This window comes from Microvirga alba (assembly GCF_015694465.1).
In the GTDB taxonomy this organism is placed as follows: Bacteria; Pseudomonadota; Alphaproteobacteria; order Rhizobiales; family Beijerinckiaceae; genus Microvirga; species Microvirga alba.
Genome location: NZ_JADQDO010000009.1, coordinates 151,641 through 176,279 on the forward strand (window position 1 = coordinate 151,641; position 24,639 = coordinate 176,279).

At 62.6% G+C, this 24,639-nt stretch carries 21 protein-coding genes; 10 read left to right on the top strand and 11 right to left on the bottom strand.

What is annotated here, in order from left to right:
* The first annotated feature begins 157 nt into the window (after positions 1-157).
* The 4 genes from I2H38_RS16815 to I2H38_RS16830 all read left to right on the top strand — a co-directional run bounded on the left by I2H38_RS16815 (position 158) and on the right by I2H38_RS16830 (position 5,480).
* Positions 158-1,204: an ABC transporter substrate-binding protein gene (locus I2H38_RS16815; protein ID WP_196273018.1), complete on the top strand. Its 1,047-nt coding sequence runs from the start codon at positions 158-160 to the stop codon at positions 1,202-1,204.
* A 181-nt stretch (positions 1,205-1,385) separates the two neighbouring features.
* On the top strand, positions 1,386-3,578 hold the full coding sequence (locus I2H38_RS16820; RefSeq protein WP_196273019.1) for an ABC transporter permease: 2,193 nt from the start codon (positions 1,386-1,388) through the stop codon (positions 3,576-3,578).
* A 5-nt stretch (positions 3,579-3,583) separates the two neighbouring features.
* Entirely contained in the window at positions 3,584-4,690 is a 1,107-nt protein-coding gene (locus I2H38_RS16825; protein ID WP_196273078.1) for an ABC transporter ATP-binding protein, read from the top strand.
* Positions 4,691-4,820: 130 nt separating this feature from the next.
* Positions 4,821-5,480, top strand: coding sequence for an HAD family hydrolase (locus I2H38_RS16830; protein WP_196273020.1), 660 nt, complete (start codon positions 4,821-4,823; stop codon positions 5,478-5,480).
* 16 nt (positions 5,481-5,496) lie between these two features.
* Here I2H38_RS16830 and I2H38_RS16835 read toward each other — a convergent pair whose 3' ends face one another.
* Positions 5,497-5,904 carry a winged helix-turn-helix transcriptional regulator gene (locus tag I2H38_RS16835; RefSeq protein ID WP_196273021.1) on the bottom strand — a complete coding sequence of 136 codons (408 nt, stop codon included), beginning with the start codon at positions 5,902-5,904 and terminating at the stop codon, positions 5,497-5,499.
* Positions 5,905-6,016: 112 nt separating this feature from the next.
* Here I2H38_RS16835 and I2H38_RS16840 point away from each other — a divergent pair, with 112 nt between their 5' ends.
* The 3 genes from I2H38_RS16840 (at position 6,017) to I2H38_RS16850 (ending at position 8,429) form a co-directional block, all read left to right on the top strand.
* Positions 6,017-6,592 (top strand): NADPH-dependent FMN reductase, encoded by a 576-nt coding sequence (locus tag I2H38_RS16840; RefSeq protein WP_196273022.1) that lies wholly within the window; start codon positions 6,017-6,019, stop codon positions 6,590-6,592.
* Positions 6,593-6,987: 395 nt separating this feature from the next.
* On the top strand, positions 6,988-7,266 hold the full coding sequence (locus I2H38_RS16845; RefSeq protein ID WP_196273023.1) for a metal-sensing transcriptional repressor: 279 nt from the start codon (positions 6,988-6,990) through the stop codon (positions 7,264-7,266).
* A 14-nt stretch (positions 7,267-7,280) separates the two neighbouring features.
* Positions 7,281-8,429 (top strand): nickel/cobalt efflux transporter, encoded by a 1,149-nt coding sequence (locus I2H38_RS16850; protein WP_196273024.1) that lies wholly within the window; start codon positions 7,281-7,283, stop codon positions 8,427-8,429.
* A 76-nt stretch (positions 8,430-8,505) separates the two neighbouring features.
* Here the strand turns inward: I2H38_RS16850 and I2H38_RS16855 are convergent, their stop codons facing one another.
* From I2H38_RS16855 to I2H38_RS16875, 5 genes are all read right to left on the bottom strand, one after another.
* Positions 8,506-9,669 (bottom strand): iron-containing alcohol dehydrogenase, encoded by a 1,164-nt coding sequence (locus I2H38_RS16855; protein WP_196273025.1) that lies wholly within the window; start codon positions 9,667-9,669, stop codon positions 8,506-8,508.
* A gap of 11 nt (positions 9,670-9,680) precedes the next feature.
* Positions 9,681-11,072: an aldehyde dehydrogenase family protein gene (locus tag I2H38_RS16860; RefSeq protein ID WP_196273026.1), complete on the bottom strand. Its 1,392-nt coding sequence runs from the start codon at positions 11,070-11,072 to the stop codon at positions 9,681-9,683.
* A gap of 107 nt (positions 11,073-11,179) precedes the next feature.
* The gene (locus I2H38_RS16865; protein WP_229426757.1) at positions 11,180-12,571 is read right to left on the bottom strand and encodes a glutamine synthetase family protein; all 1,392 of its coding nucleotides are present in this window, start codon (positions 12,569-12,571) and stop codon (positions 11,180-11,182) included.
* A gap of 59 nt (positions 12,572-12,630) precedes the next feature.
* On the bottom strand, positions 12,631-14,163 hold the full coding sequence (locus I2H38_RS16870) for an amino acid permease (RefSeq protein WP_196273027.1): 1,533 nt from the start codon (positions 14,161-14,163) through the stop codon (positions 12,631-12,633).
* Positions 14,164-14,228: 65 nt separating this feature from the next.
* Positions 14,229-14,999 carry an N-formylglutamate amidohydrolase gene (locus I2H38_RS16875; protein ID WP_407664099.1) on the bottom strand — a complete coding sequence of 257 codons (771 nt, stop codon included), beginning with the start codon at positions 14,997-14,999 and terminating at the stop codon, positions 14,229-14,231.
* Between the two features lie 156 nt (positions 15,000-15,155).
* Between I2H38_RS16875 and I2H38_RS16880 the strand changes: the two genes are divergently transcribed.
* Positions 15,156-16,022 carry a MurR/RpiR family transcriptional regulator gene (locus I2H38_RS16880; protein ID WP_196273029.1) on the top strand — a complete coding sequence of 289 codons (867 nt, stop codon included), beginning with the start codon at positions 15,156-15,158 and terminating at the stop codon, positions 16,020-16,022.
* An 87-nt stretch (positions 16,023-16,109) separates the two neighbouring features.
* On the opposite strand, the gene I2H38_RS16885 is transcribed toward I2H38_RS16880, so the two are convergent.
* From I2H38_RS16885 to I2H38_RS16905, 5 genes are all read right to left on the bottom strand, one after another.
* Positions 16,110-17,144 carry an AbrB family transcriptional regulator gene (locus I2H38_RS16885; RefSeq protein ID WP_196273030.1) on the bottom strand — a complete coding sequence of 345 codons (1,035 nt, stop codon included), beginning with the start codon at positions 17,142-17,144 and terminating at the stop codon, positions 16,110-16,112.
* Between the two features lie 101 nt (positions 17,145-17,245).
* Entirely contained in the window at positions 17,246-18,448 is a 1,203-nt protein-coding gene (locus I2H38_RS16890; protein ID WP_196273031.1) for a pyridoxal phosphate-dependent aminotransferase, read from the bottom strand.
* Positions 18,449-18,555: 107 nt separating this feature from the next.
* Positions 18,556-18,981, bottom strand: a complete 426-nt coding sequence (gene mscL, locus I2H38_RS16895; protein ID WP_196273032.1) for a large conductance mechanosensitive channel protein MscL — start codon at positions 18,979-18,981, stop codon at positions 18,556-18,558.
* A gap of 58 nt (positions 18,982-19,039) precedes the next feature.
* Entirely contained in the window at positions 19,040-19,570 is a 531-nt protein-coding gene (locus tag I2H38_RS16900) for a VOC family protein (protein ID WP_196273033.1), read from the bottom strand.
* A 10-nt stretch (positions 19,571-19,580) separates the two neighbouring features.
* Entirely contained in the window at positions 19,581-20,015 is a 435-nt protein-coding gene (locus tag I2H38_RS16905) for a DoxX family protein (RefSeq protein ID WP_196273034.1), read from the bottom strand.
* A 105-nt stretch (positions 20,016-20,120) separates the two neighbouring features.
* Between I2H38_RS16905 and I2H38_RS16910 the strand changes: the two genes are divergently transcribed.
* On the top strand, positions 20,121-21,035 hold the full coding sequence (locus I2H38_RS16910) for a LysR family transcriptional regulator (RefSeq protein ID WP_196273035.1): 915 nt from the start codon (positions 20,121-20,123) through the stop codon (positions 21,033-21,035).
* Between the two features lie 82 nt (positions 21,036-21,117).
* The gene (locus I2H38_RS16915) at positions 21,118-24,627 is read left to right on the top strand and encodes a hybrid sensor histidine kinase/response regulator (RefSeq protein WP_196273036.1); all 3,510 of its coding nucleotides are present in this window, start codon (positions 21,118-21,120) and stop codon (positions 24,625-24,627) included.
* The last annotated feature ends 12 nt before the right edge of the window (positions 24,628-24,639 follow it).

Genomic DNA, 24,639 nt, shown 5'->3' on the forward strand with positions numbered 1-24,639 from the left:
GCGTGGGCGCTCCTATCCACAAGCACGTTGACCGAAATCCCTTTATTTTCAGGTCAAAATCCGAAATTTTCGCAAATCTCTTGACCGGCGGGCGCAATGGATAGAGCTTAGCCGACCAAACAAAAGAAACTTCATAATGTGCACTGGGAGGATACGCATGAAACTTCGCACGAACTTTGTTGCCGCCACGATGTTGGCGGGCGCCGTGAGCGCCTTCTCGTTCCTGTCCGCTGGAGCGGCGCAGGCGCAGGGCGCGCTCGTTGTATATTGCGGCGTGCAGGAAGAATGGTGCCGCGGCATGGTCAACGCCTTCGAGCGCGAGACCGGCATCAAGGTCTCGATGACCCGCAAGAGCGCCGGCGAGGTCTACGCCCAGGTGAAGGCCGAGGCAGCCAACCCCCGCGCCGACATCTGGTGGGGTGGCACCGGCGATCCGCACATGCAGGCGGCCGAAGAAGGCCTGACGGTCGAATACAAGTCGCCGAAGATGGGCGAGTTGCAGGATTGGGCCGTGCGCCAGTGGGAGCAGTCCAAAGGCAAGACAGTCGGCATCTACTCGGGCGCGCTGGGCTTCGGCTACAATACGGAACTCGTGAAGTCGAAGGGTATTCCGGAACCCAAATGCTGGGCCGACCTTCTCACGACCAAGCTGAAGGATGAGGTGCAGGTCGCCGATCCGAACTCGTCCGGCACGGCCTATACGCTGCTTGCCACCATCATTCAGTTGATGGGCGAGGAGAAGGGCTTCGACTACCTCAAGGCGGTGCACAAGAACATCAACCAGTACACCAAATCGGGCGCGGCGCCGGCCAAGGCCATGGCGCTGGGCGAAACCACGGTCGGTATTGCCTTCATGCACGACATCGTGACGATGGTCGTCGACAAGGCCCCGATCAAGGTCGTCGCCCCGTGCGAAGGCACTGGTTACGAGATCGGCTCCATGTCGCTCATCAAGGGCGCCAAGAACCTCGACAACGCGAAGAAGTTCTACGACTGGGCACTGACGCCCGCAGCGCAGAAGATCGGCGCTGAAACCAAGTCGTACCAGGTGCCGTCCAACAAGGCGACGCCGGTTCCGCCGGAAGCGCCGAAGCTCGCCGACATCAAGCTGATCAACTTCGACTTCGCAAAGTACGGCTCGTCCGACGAGCGGAAGCGCCTGCTGTCCAAGTGGGACAACGAAGTAAAGAACCTGCCGAAATAGTCGGCCCGACTGCATTGTTTCGGCGAACCGGGTTCCGATCCGGTTCGCCGTTCACTTTGTATCGATCACGACGAGCCTCATCCGGCGAGCCTCAGCTCCCTGAAGAAGGCTTCATTACAAGGTTCCCGCCAGAACGGGCTCAGCTTTGAAGACCCGCTCTGGCTCTCACGTGAGAATAGACATGTCACGAGCCACACTCGGCTGGGTCGTCTTGGGTTGGATCGGGTACGCCCTCCTCCCCTGGTACGGCTTCGATAGCGCCGCTATTCCCTCTTTCAGCGACTATGTTGTAGGAGGATCGGGACTTGTGCTCGGGTTGAGGGGCGGCGCCTGGTGGCTCCTGCCGATCATCGCGCCGCTGCTCATGGCGCTGCGACCGACCTTCGCCTCCTCGCGTCATTCCGACAGCGACTGGCTCGTCGCCTCCGGCGTTCTCGGCCTGGCTCTTGTGTTGTTGCAGGGCTTCACCATCGGCCTCAACGGGTGGACGTTGGATATTCTGAAGTCGCTGTTCGGAGAGCCGGGGCCGCACCAGGCCGGCATGGGCTACGGCGCGGCCTTGACATCGAGCGCGTTTCTCATCGTTCTCTGCCACGGCCTCGCGGCGCGCGGCTGGTGCCGCGGCGATGCTTTCGTGACATCGTCCATCGGCGTCGTGATGGCGCTCATCATCGTCTTCGTCTTCTTCCCCGTCAGCACCATTCTCGGAAGCGCATTCGCCGATAACAAGGGCAACTTCGCGCCGCTCGAATTCGTGACGAAATTCATGGATCGGTCGATTTGGGGGTTGGATTGCGTCACGAGCGACCTGCGTTGCGGCGTCGCGTGGAACACGCTGTTCCTTGGCGTTCTCGTTGCCTTCGGAACGACGCTTCTCGGTCTCGCCTTTGCACTGATCGCAACCCGCACCGGCTTCAAATACAAAAAGCTCCTGCGCGTGATGAGCGTTCTGCCCATCATCACGCCGCCCTTCGTGATCGGCCTTGCGCTGATCCTGCTTTTCGGCCGCTCCGGCGCGCTTTCCGCTGCCCTCTATGAATGGTTTGGCGTTCCACGCTCGCGCTGGATCTATGGGTTGCCGGGCGTCTTCATCGCACAGCTTCTCGCCTTCACGCCGATTGCCTTCCTCGTTCTCATCGGCGTCGTGCAGGGCATCAGCCCAACCCTGGAAGAAGCCTCGCAGACGCTTCGCGCCAAAAGCTGGACGACTTTTCTCACCGTGACGCTGCCATTGATGCGTCCCGGTCTCGCCAACGCCTTCCTCCTCGGTTTCGTGGAAAGTTTGGCGGATTTCGGCAATCCTCTCGTGCTCGGCGGCAACTATGAAGTGCTGTCGACCAAGATCTTCTTCGCCGTCGTCGGTGCACAGCAGGATCAAGGACGAGCGGCCGTGCTCTCCATCATCCTTCTCGCCTTCACGCTCGGCGCGTTCTGGCTGCAGCACGCCTGGCTCGGCAAGAAGGTCTACACCACCGTCACCGGCAAGGGCGACGCAGGCATTCCCCTGCCCTTGCCCCGTCGTGTCGCCGCCGCGTCCTACCTCACCGCGATCCCGTGGGCGCTGTTCACCGTCGCGGTCTATGCGATCATCGTGATCGGCGGCTTCGTGCGCTCCATGGGCCGCGACTACACGCCGACCCTCGATCACTACATCACCGCCTTTCGCATCGAGCAGGCCGATTGGGGCCTCTACTTCTCCGGCTCGGCCTGGAACTCGTTCTTCGCCACGGTGAAGGTGGCGGCCCTTTCGGCGCCGCTCACCGCCGCCATCGGCCTGCTGACGGCTTACCTCCTGACGCGCCAGCGCTTCTCCGGCCAGCGCGCCTTCGAGTTCGGTACGCTGCTCAGCTTCGCCATCCCCGGCACCGTGGTAGGCGTGTCGTACATCCTCGCCTTCAACGTGCCGCCCATCGAGATCACCGGCACCGGCTTTGTCCTGGTGATGTGCTTCGTGTTCCGCAACATGCCTGTCGGTGTGCGCTCGGGCATCGCCACGTTGAGCCAGATCGACAAGAGCCTCGACGAGGCCTCACTCACCCTCGGCGCACGTTCCTTCACCACGATGCGCCGAATCGTTCTGCCGCTCCTTCGCCCCGCCATCGTCGCCTCGCTGGTTTATTCCTTCGTGCGTGCGATGACCGCGGTCAGCGCCGTGATCTTCCTCGTGACCGCCGAGTACAACATGGCGACGACCTATATCGTCGGCCGTGTCGAGGCGGGTGAGTTCGGTCTCGCGATTGCCTATTCCACCGCGCTTATCTTCGTCATGCTGATCGCCATCGTCGCGATCCAGCTTGCCGTCGGCGAGCGGCGCCTCGGCCGCCGCAGCGCTAGCGCCCATACCTCCCCTGTCGCCGTCCAGGCCACGCCATGAACCAGATGAACACCGTGTCCACCCTCACCCGCCCCGGCGCATCCAAGAAACAGGCTGCCTCGGTCGAATTCCGCAACGTGACCAAGAACTATGGCGGCGTCACTGCCGTGGACAGCGTGTCCTTCACCATTGATGCCGGTCAGCTGGTGACGCTGCTCGGCCCTTCGGGTTGCGGCAAAACCACGACGCTACGCATGATCGCGGGCCTCGAAATGGCAAGCGCAGGTCAGATCCTGATCGGCGGCCGCGACGTGACAAACCTGTCCGCCGCGGATCGCGACGTCAGCATGGTGTTTCAGTCCTACGCGCTCTTCCCGCACATGTCGGTGCTGGAGAACGTGGCCTACGGGCCGTCCGTTCAGGGCGCGTCGCGGAAGGACGCGGAAGCGATGGCTGTGGAGAAGCTCTCCCTCGTGGGCTTGAGCGGGCTTGAACGGCGCGCCCCGTCCGAGCTCTCCGGTGGCCAGCAGCAGCGCGTCGCGGTCGCCCGCGCTCTCGTTCTGGAACCCCAGGTGCTGCTGTTCGACGAGCCCCTCTCGAACCTCGACGCCAAGCTGCGCCGCCGCGTGCGTGAAGACATCCGCGAATTGCAGCAGAGCCTCAACCTGACCGTCGCCTATGTGACGCACGACCAAGAGGAGGCGCTTGCCGTCTCCGATCGCATCATCGTCATGTCGAACGCCCGCATCGCCCAGACCGGCACGCCGCGCGAACTCTATGAGGAGCCGGCGGATCTGTTCGTGGCCGACTTCATCGGCGATGCGAACATCCTCGCCGGTACCCTGACCGGGGTCGAGGGCGCGAGCGCGGATGTGAAGATCGACGGCTTGAGCGTTCGCCTGCCCCATCGCGGCGCTAAACCCGGCGCGGTCAAGCTTGCCGTGCGCCCGGACGCCATTCTTCTTGGTGAGGGAGCCTCTCACGGCTCCGCCATCGCCGGACGTGTGAAGAAGGCCTCCTATCTCGGCACGCAGATTGAATACGACGTGGAAACTGCCACGGGCGATCTCTTTGTGGTTCAATACGGCCGCAAGGAGCCTATCGAGCCGGGCACATCGGTCAACGTGACGTTCGAGACGCATCGCGGCGTCGCCATCATCCCGGGCGCTTAACACGCGGCGATGCGCATGGCTGGGTTGAACGGAGCGGCGTAGACTCCGTTTGACGCTCAGGGTCCTTGTGCTTCAGACATAAGGCGCGGTCACGCGCGGCGAATAGCTGCGCTTCCTTCGAGACGGTACGATGCTGAAAGCCTTGATCTTCGACATGGACGGAACGCTGGTTCACAGCGATCCCGTTCACCTGCGCGCCTTCGCCGAAATCCTCGGGCCGGAGGGCATCGAGATCACTGACGAGCTTTATCGTTCCTCCATCATCGGCCACACTAACGAGTCGATCTTCGCCTCGCTCCTGCCGCATCTGCCTGTCGCGGAGCACGAGGCCTACGCGGATCGCAAGGAAGCCGCGTTCCGTCGCCTCGCGTTGGATCTCGAACCTTTGGAAGGTCTGATCGACTTGCTCGATTGGGCAGAGGCGCGCGACATCAAACTTGGCCTCGTCACCAACGCCCCGCTTCTCAACGCTACCCATATGCTGGATGTGCTGAACCTGACCGAGCGGTTTCAGGTCAAGGTCACCATCGACCAGGTCGAGCGCGGCAAGCCCGATCCGCTGCCCTACCTGACGGCGCTGGAGCGGTTCGGCATCCGCGCTGAAGAAGCCATCGCGTTTGAGGATTCCCCCTCCGGCATGAAGGCTGCGAAGGGCGCAGGTTTATTCTCCTTCGGAATCCTGACCGGGCTTTCCGCCGAGGAGATGCTGAATGTCGGCGCCGATCGCCCCGTCGACAACTTCCGCGATCGGGCCCTCTGGGAAGTCCTCGAGCAGCGGCTTGCCGCGTAGGGTGTGGCCTTAAGCCTCAGGCTGCGTCCGAGCGCCTTTCGTCCTGGCCGATTTCGGGCAAATTCGCCCCGTCGAAACGGCGGCGCGCTTCCAGAATCTCATCGCGGTTCTCGATCGCCCAGACCCCAAGCTCCCGCACAGTCTTGAGCAGAGAGCAACCCAGCCCTGTGAGTGCGTAATCGACGCGCGGCGGAATGGTCGGGTAGACGGTGCGCGTCACGAGGCCGTCGCGCTCCAAGCCCCGCAAGGTGAGAGTGAGCATCCGTTGCGAAATACCCTCGACGATGCGGCGCAATTCGTTGAATCGCTTGGGTCCGTTGCCGAGCTGCACGACGACCTGAACGCTCCACTTGTCACCGACGCGCGACAGAATTTCCGTCACGGTTCGGCAATGGTGAGGCACATGGATGTGACTGGGTGACAAGAAAGTGCCTCCTTGCGGCTCGACCCGAAAGTTACCTAATGAGCCTCGGTTACAAAGCGGAACTTAATTGCTGGTCCGCCCCAATGCAAATTCAGCGAATTCAGGAGACACGATGTCGCTCAAGCTTCACACCGTCATCGCCAGCACGCGCCCCGGCCGCATCGGCCCCGGCATCGCCAAGTGGTTCAACGAGTATGTTGGCGAGCACGGCGAGTTCGAGCCGGTTTTGGTGGACCTTGCGGATTTCAACCTGCCGATCCTCGATGAGCCCGCGCATCCCCGAGCTCAGAAATACACCAAGGACCACACCAAGGCCTGGTCCAATAGCGTGAAGTCGGCTGACGCCTTCGTGTTCGTGACGCCGGAATATAATTACGGTCCGCCGCCGTCGCTGGTGAACGCGCTGAACTACCTCGTCCTCGAATGGAATTATGCTCCCGTGGGCTTCGTCAGCTATGGCGGAATTTCCGGCGGCCTTCGCGCGGTTCAGGCCGCCAAGCCCCTGGTCAGCACCCTCAAGATGATGGCAATTCCCGAAGCTGTGCCGCTTCCGATGGTGTTCGGCCAGCTCGACGAGGACAAGAACTTCAAGGCGGAAGAAATCCACCGCACCTCCGCGAAGACGATGCTCGACGAGTTGCATCGCTGGGCCGAGGTGCTGCAGCCGTTGCGCGCGACGGTCCGCTAGACACTGCATTTGCCTCGCGCAGAACCGATTCCTCTTCAGCGGAACCCGCTCTAAGGCAAAAGCATCGCTCAACCGCTGCTTCCCGTCCCATCGCACGACCCCAGGGAATCGTGGGGACGGGAGGCCGGTATGGCGAATTTCATCAAGTCTGCTTCGAGCAATGTCACGCTGACGCCGTTCATCGTCGGCAGATTGCAGCGGTGATTTCTTTCGGCCGCCAATAGGGCTCTGAACCGCTTCGTCGCAATTCATACTGCCCGCCTTCCTCTCCCTCGCAGTCCGCCCCCCTTTCCTTCGCCCCCTTCGTGACGGCATGGCGCCTCCCACTGTTCAGGTTGCACGAAGGATGCCGCTCGCACGTTTGATTATCCCCTCCAGGGGGATAGGATCATGCAATGTCTGACAGCCACACACACCAAAGCCATCCCGAAATCGCCAAGCGGTTGAAGCGGGCGGAAGGCCATCTTCGCAGCGTCGTCGAGATGATTGAATCAGGCCGCCCCTGCCTCGACGTCGCGCAACAGCTCCATGCGGTCGAGAAGGCGATCGGGCAGGCTAAAAAGACGCTGATTCAGGATCACCTGGACCATTGCCTTGAAAGCACAATCGGCCAATTGCCGCGACACCAGCGCCAATCGATCGACGAGTTCAAGGCCATTACCAAATATCTTTAGAGAGGCTTGGACCGATGCCATCCTTTGCCGAACTGCTTCAGCAGGGCACCGCCCATGCCTGGCTGTTCATCCCAAGCGCCATCGCGCTGGGTGCTCTTCACGGTTTGGAGCCGGGCCATTCCAAGACCCTGATGGCGGCCTTCATCGTTGCCGTCCGGGGCACGGTCTGGCAGGCGGTTCTGCTCGGGCTCGCGGCGACGGTCTCCCATACGCTGGTCGTCTGGGGCATCGCGCTCGGCGGCATGTATCTCTGGCGCGACATGAACGCGGAAACAACGGAGCCCTATTTCCAGCTCGCGTCGGCTTTCTTTATCATCGGCATCGCGCTTTGGATGATCTGGCGGACGAGGCGGGACCGGAAATTCGCTGACGCCATGGACGGCCACCATCATCATGATCACGGCCACACGCATGACCATCATCACCACGATGACATCCGGCATGTCGACACAGGGCACGGCGTTCTTGCGCTCGAAATTTTCGAGAAAGGCGTACCGCCGCGCTGGCGCATTCGGCCGCTAAGCGGTCACGCATGGTCTGCGGCGAATGTGACGTTGGAAATCGAGCGCCCCGATGGCCAACGCCAAACCTTCGCCTTCGCGCAGCGCAACGGTTATCTCGAATCCGTTCAGGAAATTGCGGAGCCGCACGAATTCATGGCGCGGGTGAAGCTTTCACATGGCGATCATTCGCATGACTACGACGTGTCTTTCGTGGAGGGACACGGCCATGATCCGATGCATGAGGAAGTCGAGGGGCTGGAACTGACGACCGACGGCTACCAGGACGCGCACGAGCTGGCCCACGCCAACGACATCCGCCGCCGTTTCTCAGGCCGCAGCGTGACGACCTGGCAGATCGTTCTTTTCGGCCTGACCGGCGGCCTCATCCCCTGCCCCGCCGCGATCACGATTCTTTTGATCTGTCTGCAACTGAAGGAAATCACTCTCGGCGCGACGCTGGTGCTGTGCTTCAGCATCGGACTTGCGATCACCCTGGTCTCGGTCGGCGCGGCTGCGGCCTTGAGCGTCCGCCACGCATCGGAGCGCTGGTCCTGGTTCAACACCGCCGCACAGCGTGCACCCTATCTGTCCGGTGCACTGATCATCCTGGTCGGCCTTTATGTCGGCCTGCACGGGTGGTGGGGTTTGCAGACAGGGTAGATGATCGCCCTGGAACATTCGCAACAAAAAAGCGGCGGGATCAGGTCCCGCCGCTTTCGCATGAAAGATGGCGTAGTTAAACGACGCCAGCGAGCGCGTTATCAAAGAGCTTGCGCGCGCTTTCCTTATTGATCGGCACCGGGTTGCCGCCGGCGGTGGGATCGTTGGGAGCCATCTCCGACATTTCGTCGAAGCGGGCGTTGTCGACCTTCAGACCAGCGAGAGTGTGCGGCACGCCGAGATCCTTGCGCAGCTGCAGCACCCAGTCGAGGAAGGCCTGGAACGAGGGCTCAAGGCCGATATAGGCTGCAAGACGCTCGATCCTCTTCTCGATCGCCGCGCGGTTATAAACCAACACATACGGCATGAAGACCGCATTGGTGAGGCCGTGATGGGTGTCGTAGAGCGCGCCGGTCGGGTGCGAGAGCGCGTGGATCGCGCCCAGGCCCTTCTGGAACGCGGTGGCGCCCATGGCGGCGGCCGACATCATCTGCGCGCGGGCCTCAATGTCCGCGCCGTCCTTGTAAGCGCGCGGCAGGTATTCCTTCACGAGGCGGATGCCTTCCGCCGCGATGCCGTCGGCCATTGGGTGATAACCCGGCGCGCAATAAGCTTCGATGCAGTGCGCGAGCGCGTCGAGGCCCGTGCCCGCTGTGATGTGGGGGGGCATACCGACCGTCAGCTCCGGATCGCAGATCACGATCTTCGGCATCATGAGCGGATGGAAGATCACCTTCTTGGTGTGCGTCGCTTCCTGCGTGATGACGCCGGCGCGACCGACTTCCGAGCCCGTGCCGGCGGTCGTCGGCACGGCGATGATCGGCGCGATGCCCTTGGGGTCCGCGCGGGTCCACCAATCGCCGATATCCTCGAAATCCCACATGGGGCGCGTCTGGCCCTTCATGAAGGCGATGACCTTGCCAGCATCGAGCGCCGAGCCGCCGCCGAAGGCGACGACGCCATCGTGATTGCCCGCCTTCAATGCCTCGAGGCCCTTATAGACATTGGTCTCAACCGGGTTCGGCTTGATGTCGGAGAAAATGCCCGCCTTGAGACCAGCGGCCTTCAGCGCTTCAAGCGCATTCTTCGTCATCGGCTGCGTCGCGAGGAACGGGTCGGTGACGATCAGCGGCGCGCTCATGCCGACAGCCTTGCAGGCCTCGGCGAGTTCCGAGATGCGGCCTGCGCCGAAGCGGATCGGGGTAGGGTAGCTCCAGTTGGAACGAGGAGAAACGGTCATGTCAGTCACACTCAGATCTGGCGGAGGTGGAAGGATTTCGGACGGGTGAGAGATTCGTAGGCAAGCTTCGACAGGCTGGCGCCGCGGCCCGTATCCTTCACGCCGGTCCAGGCGAGAGCGGGATCGAGATAGTCGCAACGATTCATGAAGACGGTGCCGGTCTCGAGCTTGTCACCAATGGCTTCCGCCGCATCGATGTCGGAGGTCCAGATCGCGGCGGAGAGACCGTAGGGCGAGTCGTTCATGAGGCGGATCGCCTCTTCGTCGCCCTTCACCTTCATGATGCCGACGGTCGGCCCAAAGCTCTCTTCGCGCATGACGCTCATGGAGTGATCCACGTTGGTCAGTACCTGCGGTGCGAGGTAGGCGGTGTTGCCGACATCGGCGGCAAAACGCTTCGTGTCGATATGGGCTTTTGCGCCCTTCGCCACCGCTTCCGCATTTTGCTGGCGCACGAGATCGGCGAAGCGTTTATGCGCCATCGGGCCGAGGGTCGTGGCTTCATCGAGCGGGTTGCCGAGCACATACTTGTTCACGAGATCGACCGCGCCTTCGACGAAGCGGTCATAGTGACTCTCATGCACATAGATGCGCTCGATGCCGCAGCAGCATTGTCCCGAATTGAAGAACGCGCCGTCGACAAGGTTCTCGATGGCGTTCTCGATATTGGCGTCCGCCCGCACATAGGCCGGATCCTTGCCGCCGAGTTCGAGACCGAGCGAGGTGAAGGAACCCGCCGCCGCACGCTCGATGGACTTACCGCCGGAAACCGAGCCAGTGAAGTTGCAGTGATCGACGAGGCCCTGGCCGAGGATGCGACTCGTCTGGTCGTGGCTGAGAACGAAGGTCTGGAACAGACCTTTCGGCAGACCAGCGCGGTCCGCTGCCATCTGGAAGCGCTCGCCCGCGAGGATCGTCTGCGAGGCGTGCTTCAAGAGTACCGCATTGCCGGCCATGAGCGCGGGCGCGATGCTGTTGATGGCCGTGAGATACGGATAGTTCCAAGGCGCCACGACCAGCACGAGACCGACCGGCTCGCGCTTGATCATGCGGCGGAAGCCCTCCTTCGGATCGTCTGCCGGAATCGCCTTGAGGCTCTCTTCCGCAATGCGCACCATGTAGCGTGCGCGCTCCTCGACCCCGCGGAATTCGCCGCCGTAGCGGACCGGGCGGCCCATCTGCTGAGCGATTTCCGGCACCACCTCCTGATTCATGGCGACCAGCGCGTCGAGCATGCCGAGCACCTTGGCGGCGCGTTCTGCAAGCGGCACGTGACGCCACTTGGCTTGCGCCTCGCGCGCTGCCTTGATCGCGGCGTCGATGGCAGCCTCGGACATGATGGGACGACGGACAAGTTCGCGCCCGTCGATGGGGGAAATACAGACGATATCGGTCTCGGCCATGATGCTCTCTTGAACGACTATGATCCCTGATGGGACCATAGCTTTCTTCTCTTGAAATGCCTCAAAAAATCCGGGGAGGCCAATCGCCGCCTCCCCGGATGCAGCGGTTAAATGATCTCGAAATAGCGGGCGAGCTGCCAGTCGGTGATGGCTTTGCGGGCCTCTCTTTCTTCCCATTCGCGCGTCGCCGCGTAATGGTCAACGAAGGTGTCGCCGAAGAGCTGACGGGCCGGCTTCGAGGCTTTTAGACGTTCTGCCGCTTCGCCGAGCGAACGCGGCAGCGCCCGCTTCTTCGGATGTTTCACGGCATAGGCGTTGCCCTGAATCGGCTCACCCGGATCGACCTTGTTCTCGATACCCCACAGGCCGGATCCGATGGCGGCGGCAAGCGCAATATAGGGATTGATGTCCGCCGCGGCGACGCGGTACTCGACGCGCTGCGACTTTTCGGAGCCCGGAATGACGCGAAGCGCGGTGGTGCGGTTTTCCACGCCCCAGGCGGAATCGGTCGGTGCCCAATAGCCCGGGATGAGGCGCGTATAGCTGTTCACCGTGCACGCAACCATCGACAGGAATTCCGGCATCAGCTGCTGCTGACCGCCGACGAACCAGCGCATGGTATCGGACATGTTGTGCGGCTTCTTGGGATCGTAGAACGCGCCCTTGCCGGTCTTAGTGTCCTTCAACGACGCATGCAGATGGCCCGACTGGCCCGGCCAATCGCGCGACCACTTCGCCATGAAGGTCGCCATCAAACCGCGACGCTGAGCGAGGATCTTGGTGTAGGTCTTGAACAGAGCGGCCTTGTCGGCGGCCCTCAAAGCTTCGTCGACGCGGATCGCCGCTTCGAGAACGCCAGGGCCGGTCTCGGTATGAAGACCCTCGATCTCGAAATCCATTCGCGTTCCGAGATCCAGTAGCTCGTGATAGAATTCCGAGTGTACGCCGGAGCGCAGCACCGAGTAGCCGAAGAAGCCGGGCGTAAGGTTTTTCAGATCGCGATAGTTCTTCTCGCGCACCGAATGCGGTGTTTCCTCGAACATGAAAAATTCGAATTCCGCTGCCGCCGAGACGGCGAAGCCCATGTCGTCCGCCTTCTTCAACACGCGCCGCAGCAGACCGCGTGGGCAGGCTGCTTCCGCGTAGCCGTCGAACTCGGCCAGGAAGAACGGGAGGTCATTCTCAAAGGGGATGAGACGCATCGTTTCCGGCAGAATGCGCGCGGCTGCATCGGGATAGGCGGTGTGCCAACCGGTGAGCGTCGTGTTGTCATAGAGCTGGTCGTTCGAGTCCCAGCCGAGCACGACATCACACATGGCGAAGCCGCTTTGGAGGGCGGATTCGAACTTGTCGCGGGCCATGTATTTGCCACGCATGACGCCGTCGACATCGACGACGCCGATTTTCACGAAGGGCAGGTCACGGCTGCGCACATAAGCCGCGGCCTCGGCTGCCGTCTTGATCTTGGGAGTGTCCATACGGAGTGTGGGGGCGTTCATGCCGAAAACCTAACGGATATGAAGAAGGGAGGGAGCGCACGAATGCGCTCCCGGAACGGTCAATGGGACTTGTATTCGCTCTCACCTTTGGTGAGGGCGAACTCTTCCTCGGGGGAGAGAATGAGCTTGTGGCGACCCCAGATCAGGAAGTAGGCCATCATCACGGCGTAGTAGACGGCAACGCCGAGCACCCCTACCTGGAATACGGGATCCGTGAACTGGAAGTAGAGCGTGATCGCCGCGATGATCATGCAGACCACCGCGCCCGCGTTTCCGAACGGGCTCTTGTAGGGCCGGTTGATGTGCGGGAACTTCTTCTTCAGGGTGATGTAGGACATGCCCTGCATGAAGTAAGCCAGCATCGCACCCGCCACCGCCATGTTGAGCAGCGTGCCGCCGATGACGTTCGCACCGGCCTCGGCACCGACCGCGAACCAGATGATCAGCATCACCACAAGACCGATCACGGCACCTGCGATCAACGCCACGTGCGGCGTCTTACGGCTGCCGTGGGTGATGGACAGGAACCTCGGGAAATAGCCCGCCCGCGAGAGCGAGTAGATCTGCCGACCGAAGGCGAAGATGATGGTGTGGAACGAGGCGATGAGGCCGATCACCGCGATGGCGGCAAGAATCTTCGCGATATCCGAACCGAAGATGGTGCGGAAGCCGTCCAGCAGAGGCTCGCCCGATTTGGCAAGACCCGCCGCACCCGGCGCGATGCTCGTGTTCAGGAAGGTCACGAGAAAGGCCGAGACGATGAGCGTCATGATGCCTGCGATGATGCCCTTGGGCATATCATTCTGCGGATCGTGCGACTCTTCCGCCGCCAACGGCAACTGCTCGATGGCAAGGAACAGCCAGACCGCGAACGGCATGGTCATGAAAATGCCCTTGATGCCGAAAGGCAGGAACGGTCCGCCGCCCTTCGGCAGCTCCGCGCCATCAGCGCCGATGTTCAGCGCCCAGCGGGAAAAGTCGAGCTGACCCGAGAACAAGACTGACAGATAGAATGCGACGAGAACCGCGAGAGCCATCACGGTCACGGTCACAGTGACTTTGAACGAGAGTTCGACGCCGACGATGTTCAGACCTACGAACAAGGCGTAGGACAACACCCAGTAGACCGGCTGGAATTCGGGCGCCGTGCCGAAGATGGCCGAAAGATACGAGCTGATGAAGAATACGATCACGGCCGGTGTCAGCACGAATTCGATATTCTCGGCGATGCCGGTGATGTAGCCCGCCCACGGACCCATCGCGGTGCGTGCGAAAGAATAAGCGCCACCCGTGTGCGGAAGCGCCGGCGACATCTCGGCGAGCGAGAATGTCAGGCCCAGATACATCGTCGCGATGATGATGGTCGCGAAGAGCATCGAACCGTAGCCCTGCGCCAAGCCCAGATTCCATCCGGAATAGTGGCCCGAAACGACCGCGCCGACGCCGAGCGCCCACAATGACCAGACGCGGGCGTAACGTTTCAGACGCCGTGCCTCGAAATAACTGTCATCCACTTTAGTGTAGGTGATGCCGGCAGCGCCTTGCGCTCCGGCGGAGGCTTGCGCCCCCGTGCTCCCCCGTCCGACTGACATCGACTCTTCCTCCAAGAAGTAAGTCTGCCCTCTGAGCCACGGCACACCTCGCGCCATGGCCGTCGTCACAGCGTCTGCGCACCCTCCCTCAAGAGTGGCGCAAGACGATTAGACCACGACGCCTGTCCGTCTTCTGTGCGAATCAGGTCGTTGCGGATTTCGATCATCAGGGGCACGAGGCCGCGCCGCACTGCATGGCGGTCGAGGGTGTGGAACACCCGATCCGCCGGAGAATAGGGTTCGTTCATGCCGATGGTGAGCGCGGGATCGCGCTTCAGGCCGGCCTCGACATTGCGCGCGTAGCGCGCGTCCTCATCGAAGATCAGACCGATCTCCCAGGGGCGCTGGACGCCCTTGTAAACCGGTGTGAAGGAATGGATCGAGACGACCGCGGTGACCTGCCCCGCCGCCTTGCGCGCCTCGGCGAATTCATCCACGGCGCGGTGGAACGGCTCATAAACCTCCGCAACGCGGCGGGCGCGTTCTGTCGGGTCGAGGTCGAGATTGCCGGGAACGGTGGTGCGCTCGCTCAATGCCGTGATCGAGTCCGGCGCGGATGGAGCACGGTTGAGGTCGAGCACGAGGCGCGACACCGTTGCGTGAACCAAAGGCGCATCGAGCAGGCGCGACAAACCGCGCGCAACGCCCAACGCGCCGGGATCCCAGGCGATGTGGCTCTCGAGCTCAGCAGGCCCCAGGCCAAGCATGCCGTAACGAGATGGAAGATGCCTGGAAGCGTGCTCGCAGATCAGCAGAACAGGCGAGCGCCCCTGAGCATTCTCGACGCGAGCGACCGGCTCGCCGGCCTGCGCAGCAGACCGGGCATCGGCATCCATACGACTCGCATGCGTCATGCGGCCCTCCGTTGGCTCGTCATTGCGAGCCTCATTCCCTACGTTGAACGATTGATACGTTCATTCTTGTTTTTGCTATTTTGAAATTTCTGATACAGCTTTTCGAAGGCGTCAAGGAGGGGGACCGAACAATCTCACATGCGTGATGAAACTCTTGCCCCCGTTGCCGACCAGCCGAGTCTCGCGGAGCGCATCCGCCACGAGATGGATTCGTTCACGCCGAGCGAGAAGCGCGCCGCCCATCTCCTTCTGAGCCATTATCCGTTCGCCGGTCTCGACACCGTGGCAGGATTTGCCTCCCGGGCAGGAATCTCCGGGCCCTCGGCCTTGCGTTTCGTCACCCGGCTCGGTTTCAGCGGTTTTCCGGACTTCCAGAAGCATTTGCGCGAGGAGTTGGAGGCGCAACTTCTGTCGCCGCTCGCCAAGTCCGGTCCGATCGACACAGGACCAGGTGCCTCGGCACTCGCCTCGTTCGCCAACGCGGTGATCGGCAATCTCAAAGCAACGGTGGAAAACATCGCGCCGGCCGAATTCGATGCGGTCGTGACCCTGCTGAGTGATCCGCGACGGAACATCCATTTCACCGGTGGACGTTTCACCGGCGCGGTGGCGCGCTACGCCGAAAGCCACTTCCGAATCGTCCGCAGTCACGTCGATTTCATCGAAGGGCAGCCCGCCCTGTGGCGCGACCGGATGATCGAGATCGGCCGCAAGGACGTTATCGTCGCCTTCGACATCCGTCGTTATCAGGAGGACGTGACCGCCCTGTGCGAGACCGGGGCAAAGCAGGGCGCAACGATCGTCCTCCTCACCGACCCCTGGCTCTCGCCCATCGCCCGGGTGGCGCGCCATGTCCTGCCCGCCCACATCACCGCGCCCTCGAACTGGGATTCCTCGGCAGGTCTTCTCCTCCTGACCGAAGCGCTCGTCTCAGCGGTAACGAAGCGCCTGTGGGATACCGCGAAGCCGCGCATGGAGGCCGTGGAGCGGCTACGCAACAGATGATCGCAGGCTGTCAGAGGTTCGAGGCTCGAACCAGCACGGCTGGCTGATGCGCCCCGATGCCGAGGCCGCGCTTTTTTCGTCAGCCGATCATCGATCTCTCTGCAGCCATGCCACCACGAACGGCACGACAAGTCCGATGCTGAGGAAGCGCACGAGATGGTGGCTGCCCACGTAAAGCGGGTCGAGCCCCAAGATCAGGGCGAGAACGGTCATGGCCTCGAGACCACCCGGGGCGAAGGCGACGAGACCATTGGCGAAGCTCACCCCCGCCAGCCAGGCCGCAAGGATCGCGAACGCGACCGCCACCACCATGCCGATGGTCAGCGATCCGAGGGCGGCGAAAAGCGTCTTCTTCAAGGTCGAACGCTGCAGGTCACGGAAGCGTTCGGCGATGAAAATACCGATGAGAACAAGTCCGCCGGTGGCGATGACCGGCGGAATGACGCCCGTCACGAGTTCCGTGCCATGGCTGGCCGTGCTGACCAACGTCGCGCCGAGAAGGATGGGCGCAGCGACTTTGAGCCGATTGAAGAGCGCCCCGACAATCAGACTGCCGCCAAACACGAAAGCCATGCCGGCGGGCGTCTCCACGGGCAATCCTTGACCAAGCAGCGCAGCGCCGTTTCCGCCCTCTCCCACCATGACGACAGCGCTCGGCAACAGCGCGATCAGCACGAACAGGCGGACGTTCTGGACGATGGCGATGGAGGCGACCTCCGCCTTGCGATCGACGGCGATGGCGAGAACCGTGGAAAGTGCACCGGGCACGGAGGCCAGCACGGCATCGTCCGTGCGCCACCCCGAGACCCGCGTCAGCCAGAGCACGGAGGCGCAAGAGATCACCACGACAGCGACGATCAAGAGGATGAGGCTCGACGGATAGCGGCCCATCGCGGCGATCGCCTCAGGTGTCACGGCCGCGCCCATCGACGCGCCGGAAATCAGCATCGCGGCGTCGGCGAGCGCGCGGGGCATCGGCACGGCCCAGCGCGTCAGACCCCATAAAGTCATTGCAATGGCGGCGCCGGAGAGCCAGGCCGCAGGCACGCCGAGAACCTGAAAGAGCAGGCCGCCGAGACCGGCAATCAGAATTTGAGCAAGATGAGCGAAGATCAGACGCATGACCGGATAGCGGAGCCCCCTCTTCTTCGCTCCATGACCGCCTGAAGCTTTCAGGTCAATCGGTGTCGACGCGGGTGGGGCATGCGCCCCGTGCCTCGACCTTACGCGGCAAGCCGTGGCAGGGCCTCGGCTATGCGGCGGACCGCTTCTTCCACGTCCTCGGCCTTGCGGAGATAGCACAGGCGCAAATACCCCTCGCCCGCGTCGCCAAAGGCGGAGCCCGGCGCAAGGCCCACATTAGCTTCATCGATGAGCCGCATCGCGATGTCCTTCGCGTTCTTGGCTCCCCGGATCTTGAAAAAGGCATAGAAGGCTCCGCTCGGAGGCGGCAGTTCGACGAGACCCGACTCGGTCAGGCGCTGCACGATCGCCCGACCGGCCCGGGCCCGCGCGATTTGATCGGCCAGGAAGCTCTCACCCTCATCCAGCGCGGCGATGCCCGCGCGCTGGATGAAGACCGGCGTTCCGGAGGTTTGGTACTGGATCAGATTTTCAATGACGGGACCAAGCGGGGGCGGAGCCTCGAGCCAGCCGAGTCGCCAACCCGTCATGGCCCAATTCTTAGAAAAGGTCTGGATGAAGAGGACGCAGTCCTCGGGTGTCATCACATCCCGGAACGAGGGTGAACGTCCGCCGACGGTCAGTGTCGGGTCGTGAATGAAGCGGCCATAGATCTCGTCCGCGATGATCCAGAGACCGTGCCGCCGCGCGATATCGAGCAAAGCGCTCAGATCGTCATGGCTCGCCGTCCAGCCGGTCGGATTGGAGGGCGAGTTGATGACGAGGGCGCGGGTGCGGGGCGTAACCGCCTTTTCGAGCCGTTCGAGGTCGATGTTCCAACCGTGCGCGTCGATATTCATGGGAACTCCGACGGCCTGCGCGCCCGCGATGACTATCGCGCCGACGAAATTGGGCCACGCGGGTGTGGGGACCAGCACCTCATCGCCAGTTCCGGCGACCATGCGGATCGCGATCTGCAAGGCGGGCATGCCGCCCGAGTTCACGAAAAAGCGCTCCGGATCGGAAGCCTTTCCGTAGAGCCGCTCGTGATAGCGGGCGAGTGCCTCGCGCAGCTCCGGAATGCCGCTCTGATAGGTGTAGAAAGTCTCGCCTGTTGCCAGCGAGCGCGTTGCCGCTTCGCAAATGAAGGCCGGCGTCGGCAGATCGCCCTCGCCAACCCAAAGCGGTATGATGCCCGGACGTCCCCGGCCATAATTCGCCACATCGACGATCCCGCTGGCAGGAGCCTGCTCGGCCTCCGGGCGCAGTTTCGAAAGCGAAGGGATCGCAATGGATGAGTCCATGAAGACTTCCTTCAACAGGCAGACAACGGTGCCCCCTGTTTAAAGCAAGTCGCGATTCTCCATCCATGAAAAGAAAAAGGGTGACCGATCGAATCCGGTGATGGATCTCAAGCGGGCCGTTTGTCCTTCAGAAGGTCGCGGATTTCCGACAGGAGCTTCACGTCTTCGGGAGTTTCCGGAGCCTTCTCGGCCTTGGCCGCTTCGGTCCGTTGCAGCTTGTTCAACGCTCTCACCACCAGGAAGAGAACCCAGGCGATGATGATGAAGTTGATGGCGATGGTGAAGAAGTTGCCCCAGGCGAGCACCGCCCCCTGTTTCTTTGCTTCGACAAGCGATGTCGAAGTGACGTTGTGCGACAACGCCGTGAAGTAATTCGAGAAGTCGAGGCCGCCTGTGACCGCGCCGATAATCGGCATGAAGATGTCGCCGACGAGCGAGTCCACGATCCGTCCGAACGCCGCGCCGATGATGACGCCGATGGCAAGATCCACCACGTTGCCGCGCAAGGCGAATTTCTTGAACTCGTTCAACATGGTCGATCCCTCGTTCGTCAGCTCCACTAGGATTAAGCTGTCCGAACGAGGGATTTAGTCAAGCCTCCCGGCTGGCGAGAAGCCCCTGAAGGTCCAGGCGCTTTGTGAACATCTGGAGCGCGCCGTCGGGCGTCCGGGGCCATTCCTCCTTGGGGCGATCCCAATAGAGCTCGACGCCGTTCTTGTCGGGATCGCTGAGATAAAGAGCCTCGCTCACGCCGTGATCGCTCGCACCCTCAAGCGGGATACCCGCTTGCGCCAGCCGATAAAGCGCATCGGCCAGCGCCGCCCGCGTCGGGTAGAGAATGGCGGTATGGTAAAGCCCCGTCGTGCCGGGAGGCGGCGGCGAGCCGCCCAGGCTTTCCCAGGTGTTCAAGCCGATATGGTGGTGATAGCCCCCAGCCGAAATAAAGGCTGCCTGGGTGCCATAGCGTTGAATCAGCTCGAAGCCGAGGACGCCGCAATAGAAGGCGAGCGAACGGTTCAGATCGGCCACTTTCAGATGCACGTGGCCGATGCGGGTGCCCGGATGGATGGGACGTGCCGCCGGAGTTCCGGCGGTATCCGATGATGTGATCGTTGCACTCATGGTTCTTCCATTACGCTGAGCGAGCCGAAAGCGAGCCCGAAGTCTTTGCCGAGCCGGTGCTGAGGGCATAGGCTCCGTCACCGAGAAGGGCCTGGACGACAAGAGCCGCAATCCAGAACGCCAAATATTCCCAGCCGCCATTCGGATTGTTGAAGAAGAAGCCGGCCGGGCCATGCACGGTAAAGATCGCCCCGAGGAGGATCGGGATCAAGGCCAGAGCGGCCCAGCGGGTCAGGAAGCCGAGGATCAGAGCGACGCCGCCGGCGACCTCCGCGAGGATGGTCAGATAGGCGAGTGTCGGGGGAAGACCGAGGCTGCCGAAGAACTGCGCTGTGCCCGCAGGCGTGAAAACGAAGATCTTGAGGCCTGCATGGGCCAGGAAGAGAATGCCGAGCGTCACGCGGAGAACGAGGGCGGCATAAGGAGCGGTGCGGGTATCGATCATGATGATCTCCAGGGGAAACGTAGTATCCCTTATGACTTCAAACCGCCAATGTGATAATCATCGCCATGGAATATCAATTCACACCACGAGAGTGAGATAACCTCTATGCTCGACCGCGTAACCAGCATGCAGGTCTTCGTGCGCGTTGCTGCGCTCGGCAGCTTTTCCGCCGCCGCGCGGGCGCTTCATCTCTCGCAGACGATGGTGACGAAGCATGTGGCAGCGCTTGAAAACCGCCTCGGCGTCAAGCTTCTGAACCGCTCGACGCGGAGCCTTGTTCTGACCGAGGGCGGGCGCGACTATTTGGCCGCCTGCGAGCGCATCCTCGCCGAGATCGAGGAGGCCGAAGCCTCCGCGAGCCTTGATCGCATCGAGCCGCGAGGAACGTTGCGGCTCAACGTGCCGCTTACCTTCGGGTTTCGCCAGATCGTACCGGCGCTTGCTGAATTCAGCGGCCAGTATCCTGCTCTGACGGTGGATCTGGGCTTGGCCGACCGTTATGTGGACCTGATCGAGGAGGGGTGGGACCTCGCGATCCGGATTGGACGGCTGAAGGATTCAAGCCTCGTCGCCCGGCGCATCGCCCCTTGCCGCATCGCGGTCTGCGCCGCCCCATCCTACCTCAGGGCCCACGGCACGCCGAAGACTCTCGACGATCTCAGCGCGCACAATTGTCTCGGCTACACCCTCCCCAGCGCCGTGAACGCCGATCGCTGGCTGTTCGGCAAGGATGGGGACATGGCTGTTCCGGTCAAAGGCAATCTGCGCGCCAATAACGGAGATGCCTTGCTCGCGGCGGCGCTCGCCGGACAGGGGTTGATCTATCAGCCGACCTTTTTGGTGGGCGATAGCCTGCGCGATGGCAGCCTCGTCCGGGTCCTGGCCGATTATCCGGCACAGGAGCTTGGCGTTCACGCAGTCCTGCCCTCCGGCCGTCAGACTCCGGCCAAGGTGCGCGCCTTCAGCGAGTTCCTGGCCGCCCGCTTCGCGCCCGAGCCGGGCTGGGACCGGAATTTGTAAGGGCCCTGGGGGTCAACCGGCAGTGGCATTCGCCACCGTGACCAGCTAAATCTGTCGAGGGTTTTTCTCGCGAGGATCGCACATGGTCGCCAGTTGGGCGGTTATCCTATCGGCCCTGGTCTATCTCTGCCTGTTGTTCATGGTCGCCCATTGGGGCGACAATGGCGGGCGGCGGATCATCCAGGGGCCTGCCCGCTCCACCATCGCTGCCTTGTCGCTCGCGGTCTATTGCACGTCCTGGACGTTCTTTGGATCGGTGGGGCTTGCCAGCCGCTCCGGCCTGGACTTCCTCACCATCTATATCGGGCCCATCCTCGTCATCGGTCTCGGCCACACTCTCGTCACGCGCATCGTGCGGATCGCCAAGACACAGAACATCTCGTCCATCGCCGACTTCGTCGCCGCGCGCTACGGCAAGAGCGAACGCGTCGCAGCCATCGTCAGCCTGATCGCGCTCATCGGCTCCATTCCTTATATCGCGCTGCAATTGAAGGCGGTCTCGTCCTCGCTCGACGTGTTTCTCAGCGCGGCGAACGGCACGACCCATCCCCAGATCCCGTTTTTCGGCGATCTGGCACTCGTCGTCGCACTCGTGCTTGCCGGTTTCGCTGTCGCGTTCGGCACGCGCCATACGGACGCGACCGAGCATCAGGACGGATTGATGATGGCGATTTCGCTTGAATCCGTCGTGAAGCTGATCGCGTTTCTCTTCGTCGGCGGCTATGTCACCTTCGTCATGTTCGGCGGCTACGGCGCCATCGTCGAGCGCCTCAGCGCGAAGGGGATCGATCCGAGCCTCTTCGACCGGACCTCCGGTTTCGGCAGCTACATCACGCTCATTCTTCTCTCGAGCTGCGCGGCGCTACTTCTGCCGCGCCAGTTTCACATGACCGTGGTCGAAAACCGGGCCATCGAAGACGTGAAGCGGGCGGCATGGCTGTTCCCGCTCTACCTCGTGCTCATCAACATCTTCGTCATCCCCATCGCGCTCGGCGGCCTGGCAATCTTCCCCGAAGGCACGGTCGACCGCGACATGACCGTTCTCGCTCTGCCCCTGTTCGACCAGTCGGGGGTGGTTGCGGTCATCGCGTTTCTGGGCGGTTTCTCGGCGGCGACTGCCATGGTCATCGTCGATTCCGTCGCGGTCGCGGTGATGATCTCGAACCATCTGGTCATGCCGATCGTTCTGCGGCGGCGGGCTTTCGCAGGCGTCGATCTCGGCGGCTTCGTGCTTGGCGTGCGGCGCGCCTCGATCATGGTGGTGATCCTGCTCGCCTATGCCTATTACCGCGCCTCCGGCGAAGCGGCGCTTGCCGCCATCGGCCTGTTGTCGTTCGCCGCCATCGCCCAGGTCGCGCCGGCCTTTCTCGGCGGTCTCATCTGGTCGCGGGGCACGGCCTTCGGCGCCAGCGCGGCGCTCATTGTCGGATTTGTCACCTGGGCCTACACGCTGCTTCTCCCCAGTCTGGTCTGGGACGGCGTGTTCTGGTCGGATGTGGTAATCACCGGCCCGTTCGGGATTTCGGCGCTCAAACCGACGGCGCTATTCGGAGTCGATCTGCCGCAGCTCACCCACGGCGTCATTTGGAGCCTGACCCTCAACATCCTGACCTATGTCGGCTGCTCGCTCTGGAAACCGGTGACCGCGCTCGAGCGGGTCCAGGCCACGATCTTTGTCGGCGAGCCGGATCTCTCCGCGACCCCGAGTTTCCGCCTGTTCCGGGCGAGCGTGACCGTTGACGAATTGCGCGCGACCGTCGCGCGCTATCTCGGCGAGGAACGCACGACCCGATCCTTTGAAGGCTTCGCCCATAGCCGCGGACAAGCGCTTGAGACCCGTGCGGAAGCGGATGTGCATCTGCTACGCTATGCCGAACACCTCCTCGCCTCCGCCATCGGCACCGCCTCGTCGCGACTGGCCCTGTCGCTGCTGCTGCGCCGCCGCACCGTCTCGACCAAGGCGGCGCTCAAGCTTCTCGACGATGCGTCGGCTGCCATCCAGCACAGCCGCGATCTGCTGCAGCATGCGATCAACTACGCCAAGCAGGGCATCACCGTGCTCGATCGCGACCTGAAATTGCTCGCATGGAATCAGGCCTTCGTCGATCTCTACGAACTCCCGCCCAACCTCGTCCGCGTCGGCATCGGCATGGATGCCATCTTCGCCTTCAACGCGGAGCGCGGCTCCTACGGACCGGGCGACACCAACCAGCTGATTGCCGCGCGCATCCATTCCTTCCTGCACGATCTCGAGCCGGTGCGCCTGAAGCTGCGGCCCTCCGGCAAGGTGATCGAGATCCGCTCGAACCAATTGCCCGATGGCGGCCTCGTCACCACTTATACGGACGTCACCGAGACAGTCGAGGCGGAGGAGGAGAGCCGGCGTGCCAACGAGACGCTGGAGCAGCGCGTCCGCGAGCGCACCGAGGAGCTGACCCGCCTCAACGAGGCGCTCACCAGCGCCAAGGCGGAAGCGGACGAAGCCAACATCTCCAAAACCCGCTTTCTCGCCGCCGCCAGCCACGACATTCTGCAACCGCTCAACGCCGCGCGCCTTTACGCCACGTCGTTGGTCGAGCGCGACCGGGAAGCAGGTGACTCGAGCCTGGCGGAAAATATCGACGCCGCCCTCGACGCGGTTGAGGAGATCCTCACCGCTCTGCTTGACATCTCCCGCCTGGATTCCGGCGCGATGAGACCGCAATGGTCGAGCTTCCGCATCGACGAATTGTTCCGCCAGCTTCAGCGCGAGTTCGATCCGATCGCCCGCAAGAAGGGGTTGCAGCTCACCTTCGTACCGTCCTCGCTCACCATTCGCTCGGATCGCCGCCTGCTGCGCCGCGTGCTCCAGAATCTCGTTTCCAACGCCATCAAATATACGAGTGCAGGACGGGTCATCGTTGGCGGGCGTCGCAAGGGGGCTCATCTCGCCATCGAGGTTTGGGACACCGGCCTGGGCATCCCTCCCTCCAAGCAAAGAATTGTGTTCCGGGAGTTCCAACGTCTCGATCAAGGCGCGAAGGCGGCGCGAGGTCTTGGTCTCGGCCTTTCCATCGTCGAGCGCATCGGCCGCGTTCTCGCGCATCCGGTGGCGTTGAAATCGGAAGCCGGGCGCGGGTCCGTGTTCCGCGTCGATGTGCCGGTGGTTGCAGCCCTCCCCGCCTCGACCCTCCCCACCGAACCGCCGCAACCGCCCGTGACCCTCCTGTCGGGATTGCGCGTGCTCGTGATCGACAACGAGCCCGCCATTCTGGAAGGCATGCGCCTACTACTGGCCAACTGGGGTTGCGAGGTCTGGACAGCGTCGGACCTCGACAGCGCGCTACAGACCCTCAAGGCGCACAAGACACCGCCGGAGGCGATCATCGCGGACTATCATCTCGATGAGGGCGACGGTCTCGACCTCATCAAGAACCTGCGCTGGAAGACGCAGGTCGACACCCCCGCCATGCTCGTGACCGCCGACCGCACGCCGACCGTGCGTGACGCGGCGACGGCGATGCATGTTCACATCCTCAACAAGCCGGTGAAGCCAGCGGCTTTGCGCGCATTGCTGACGCAATGGCGCGCGACGCGGGTGGCGGCGGAATAGGCCTCCACTGCG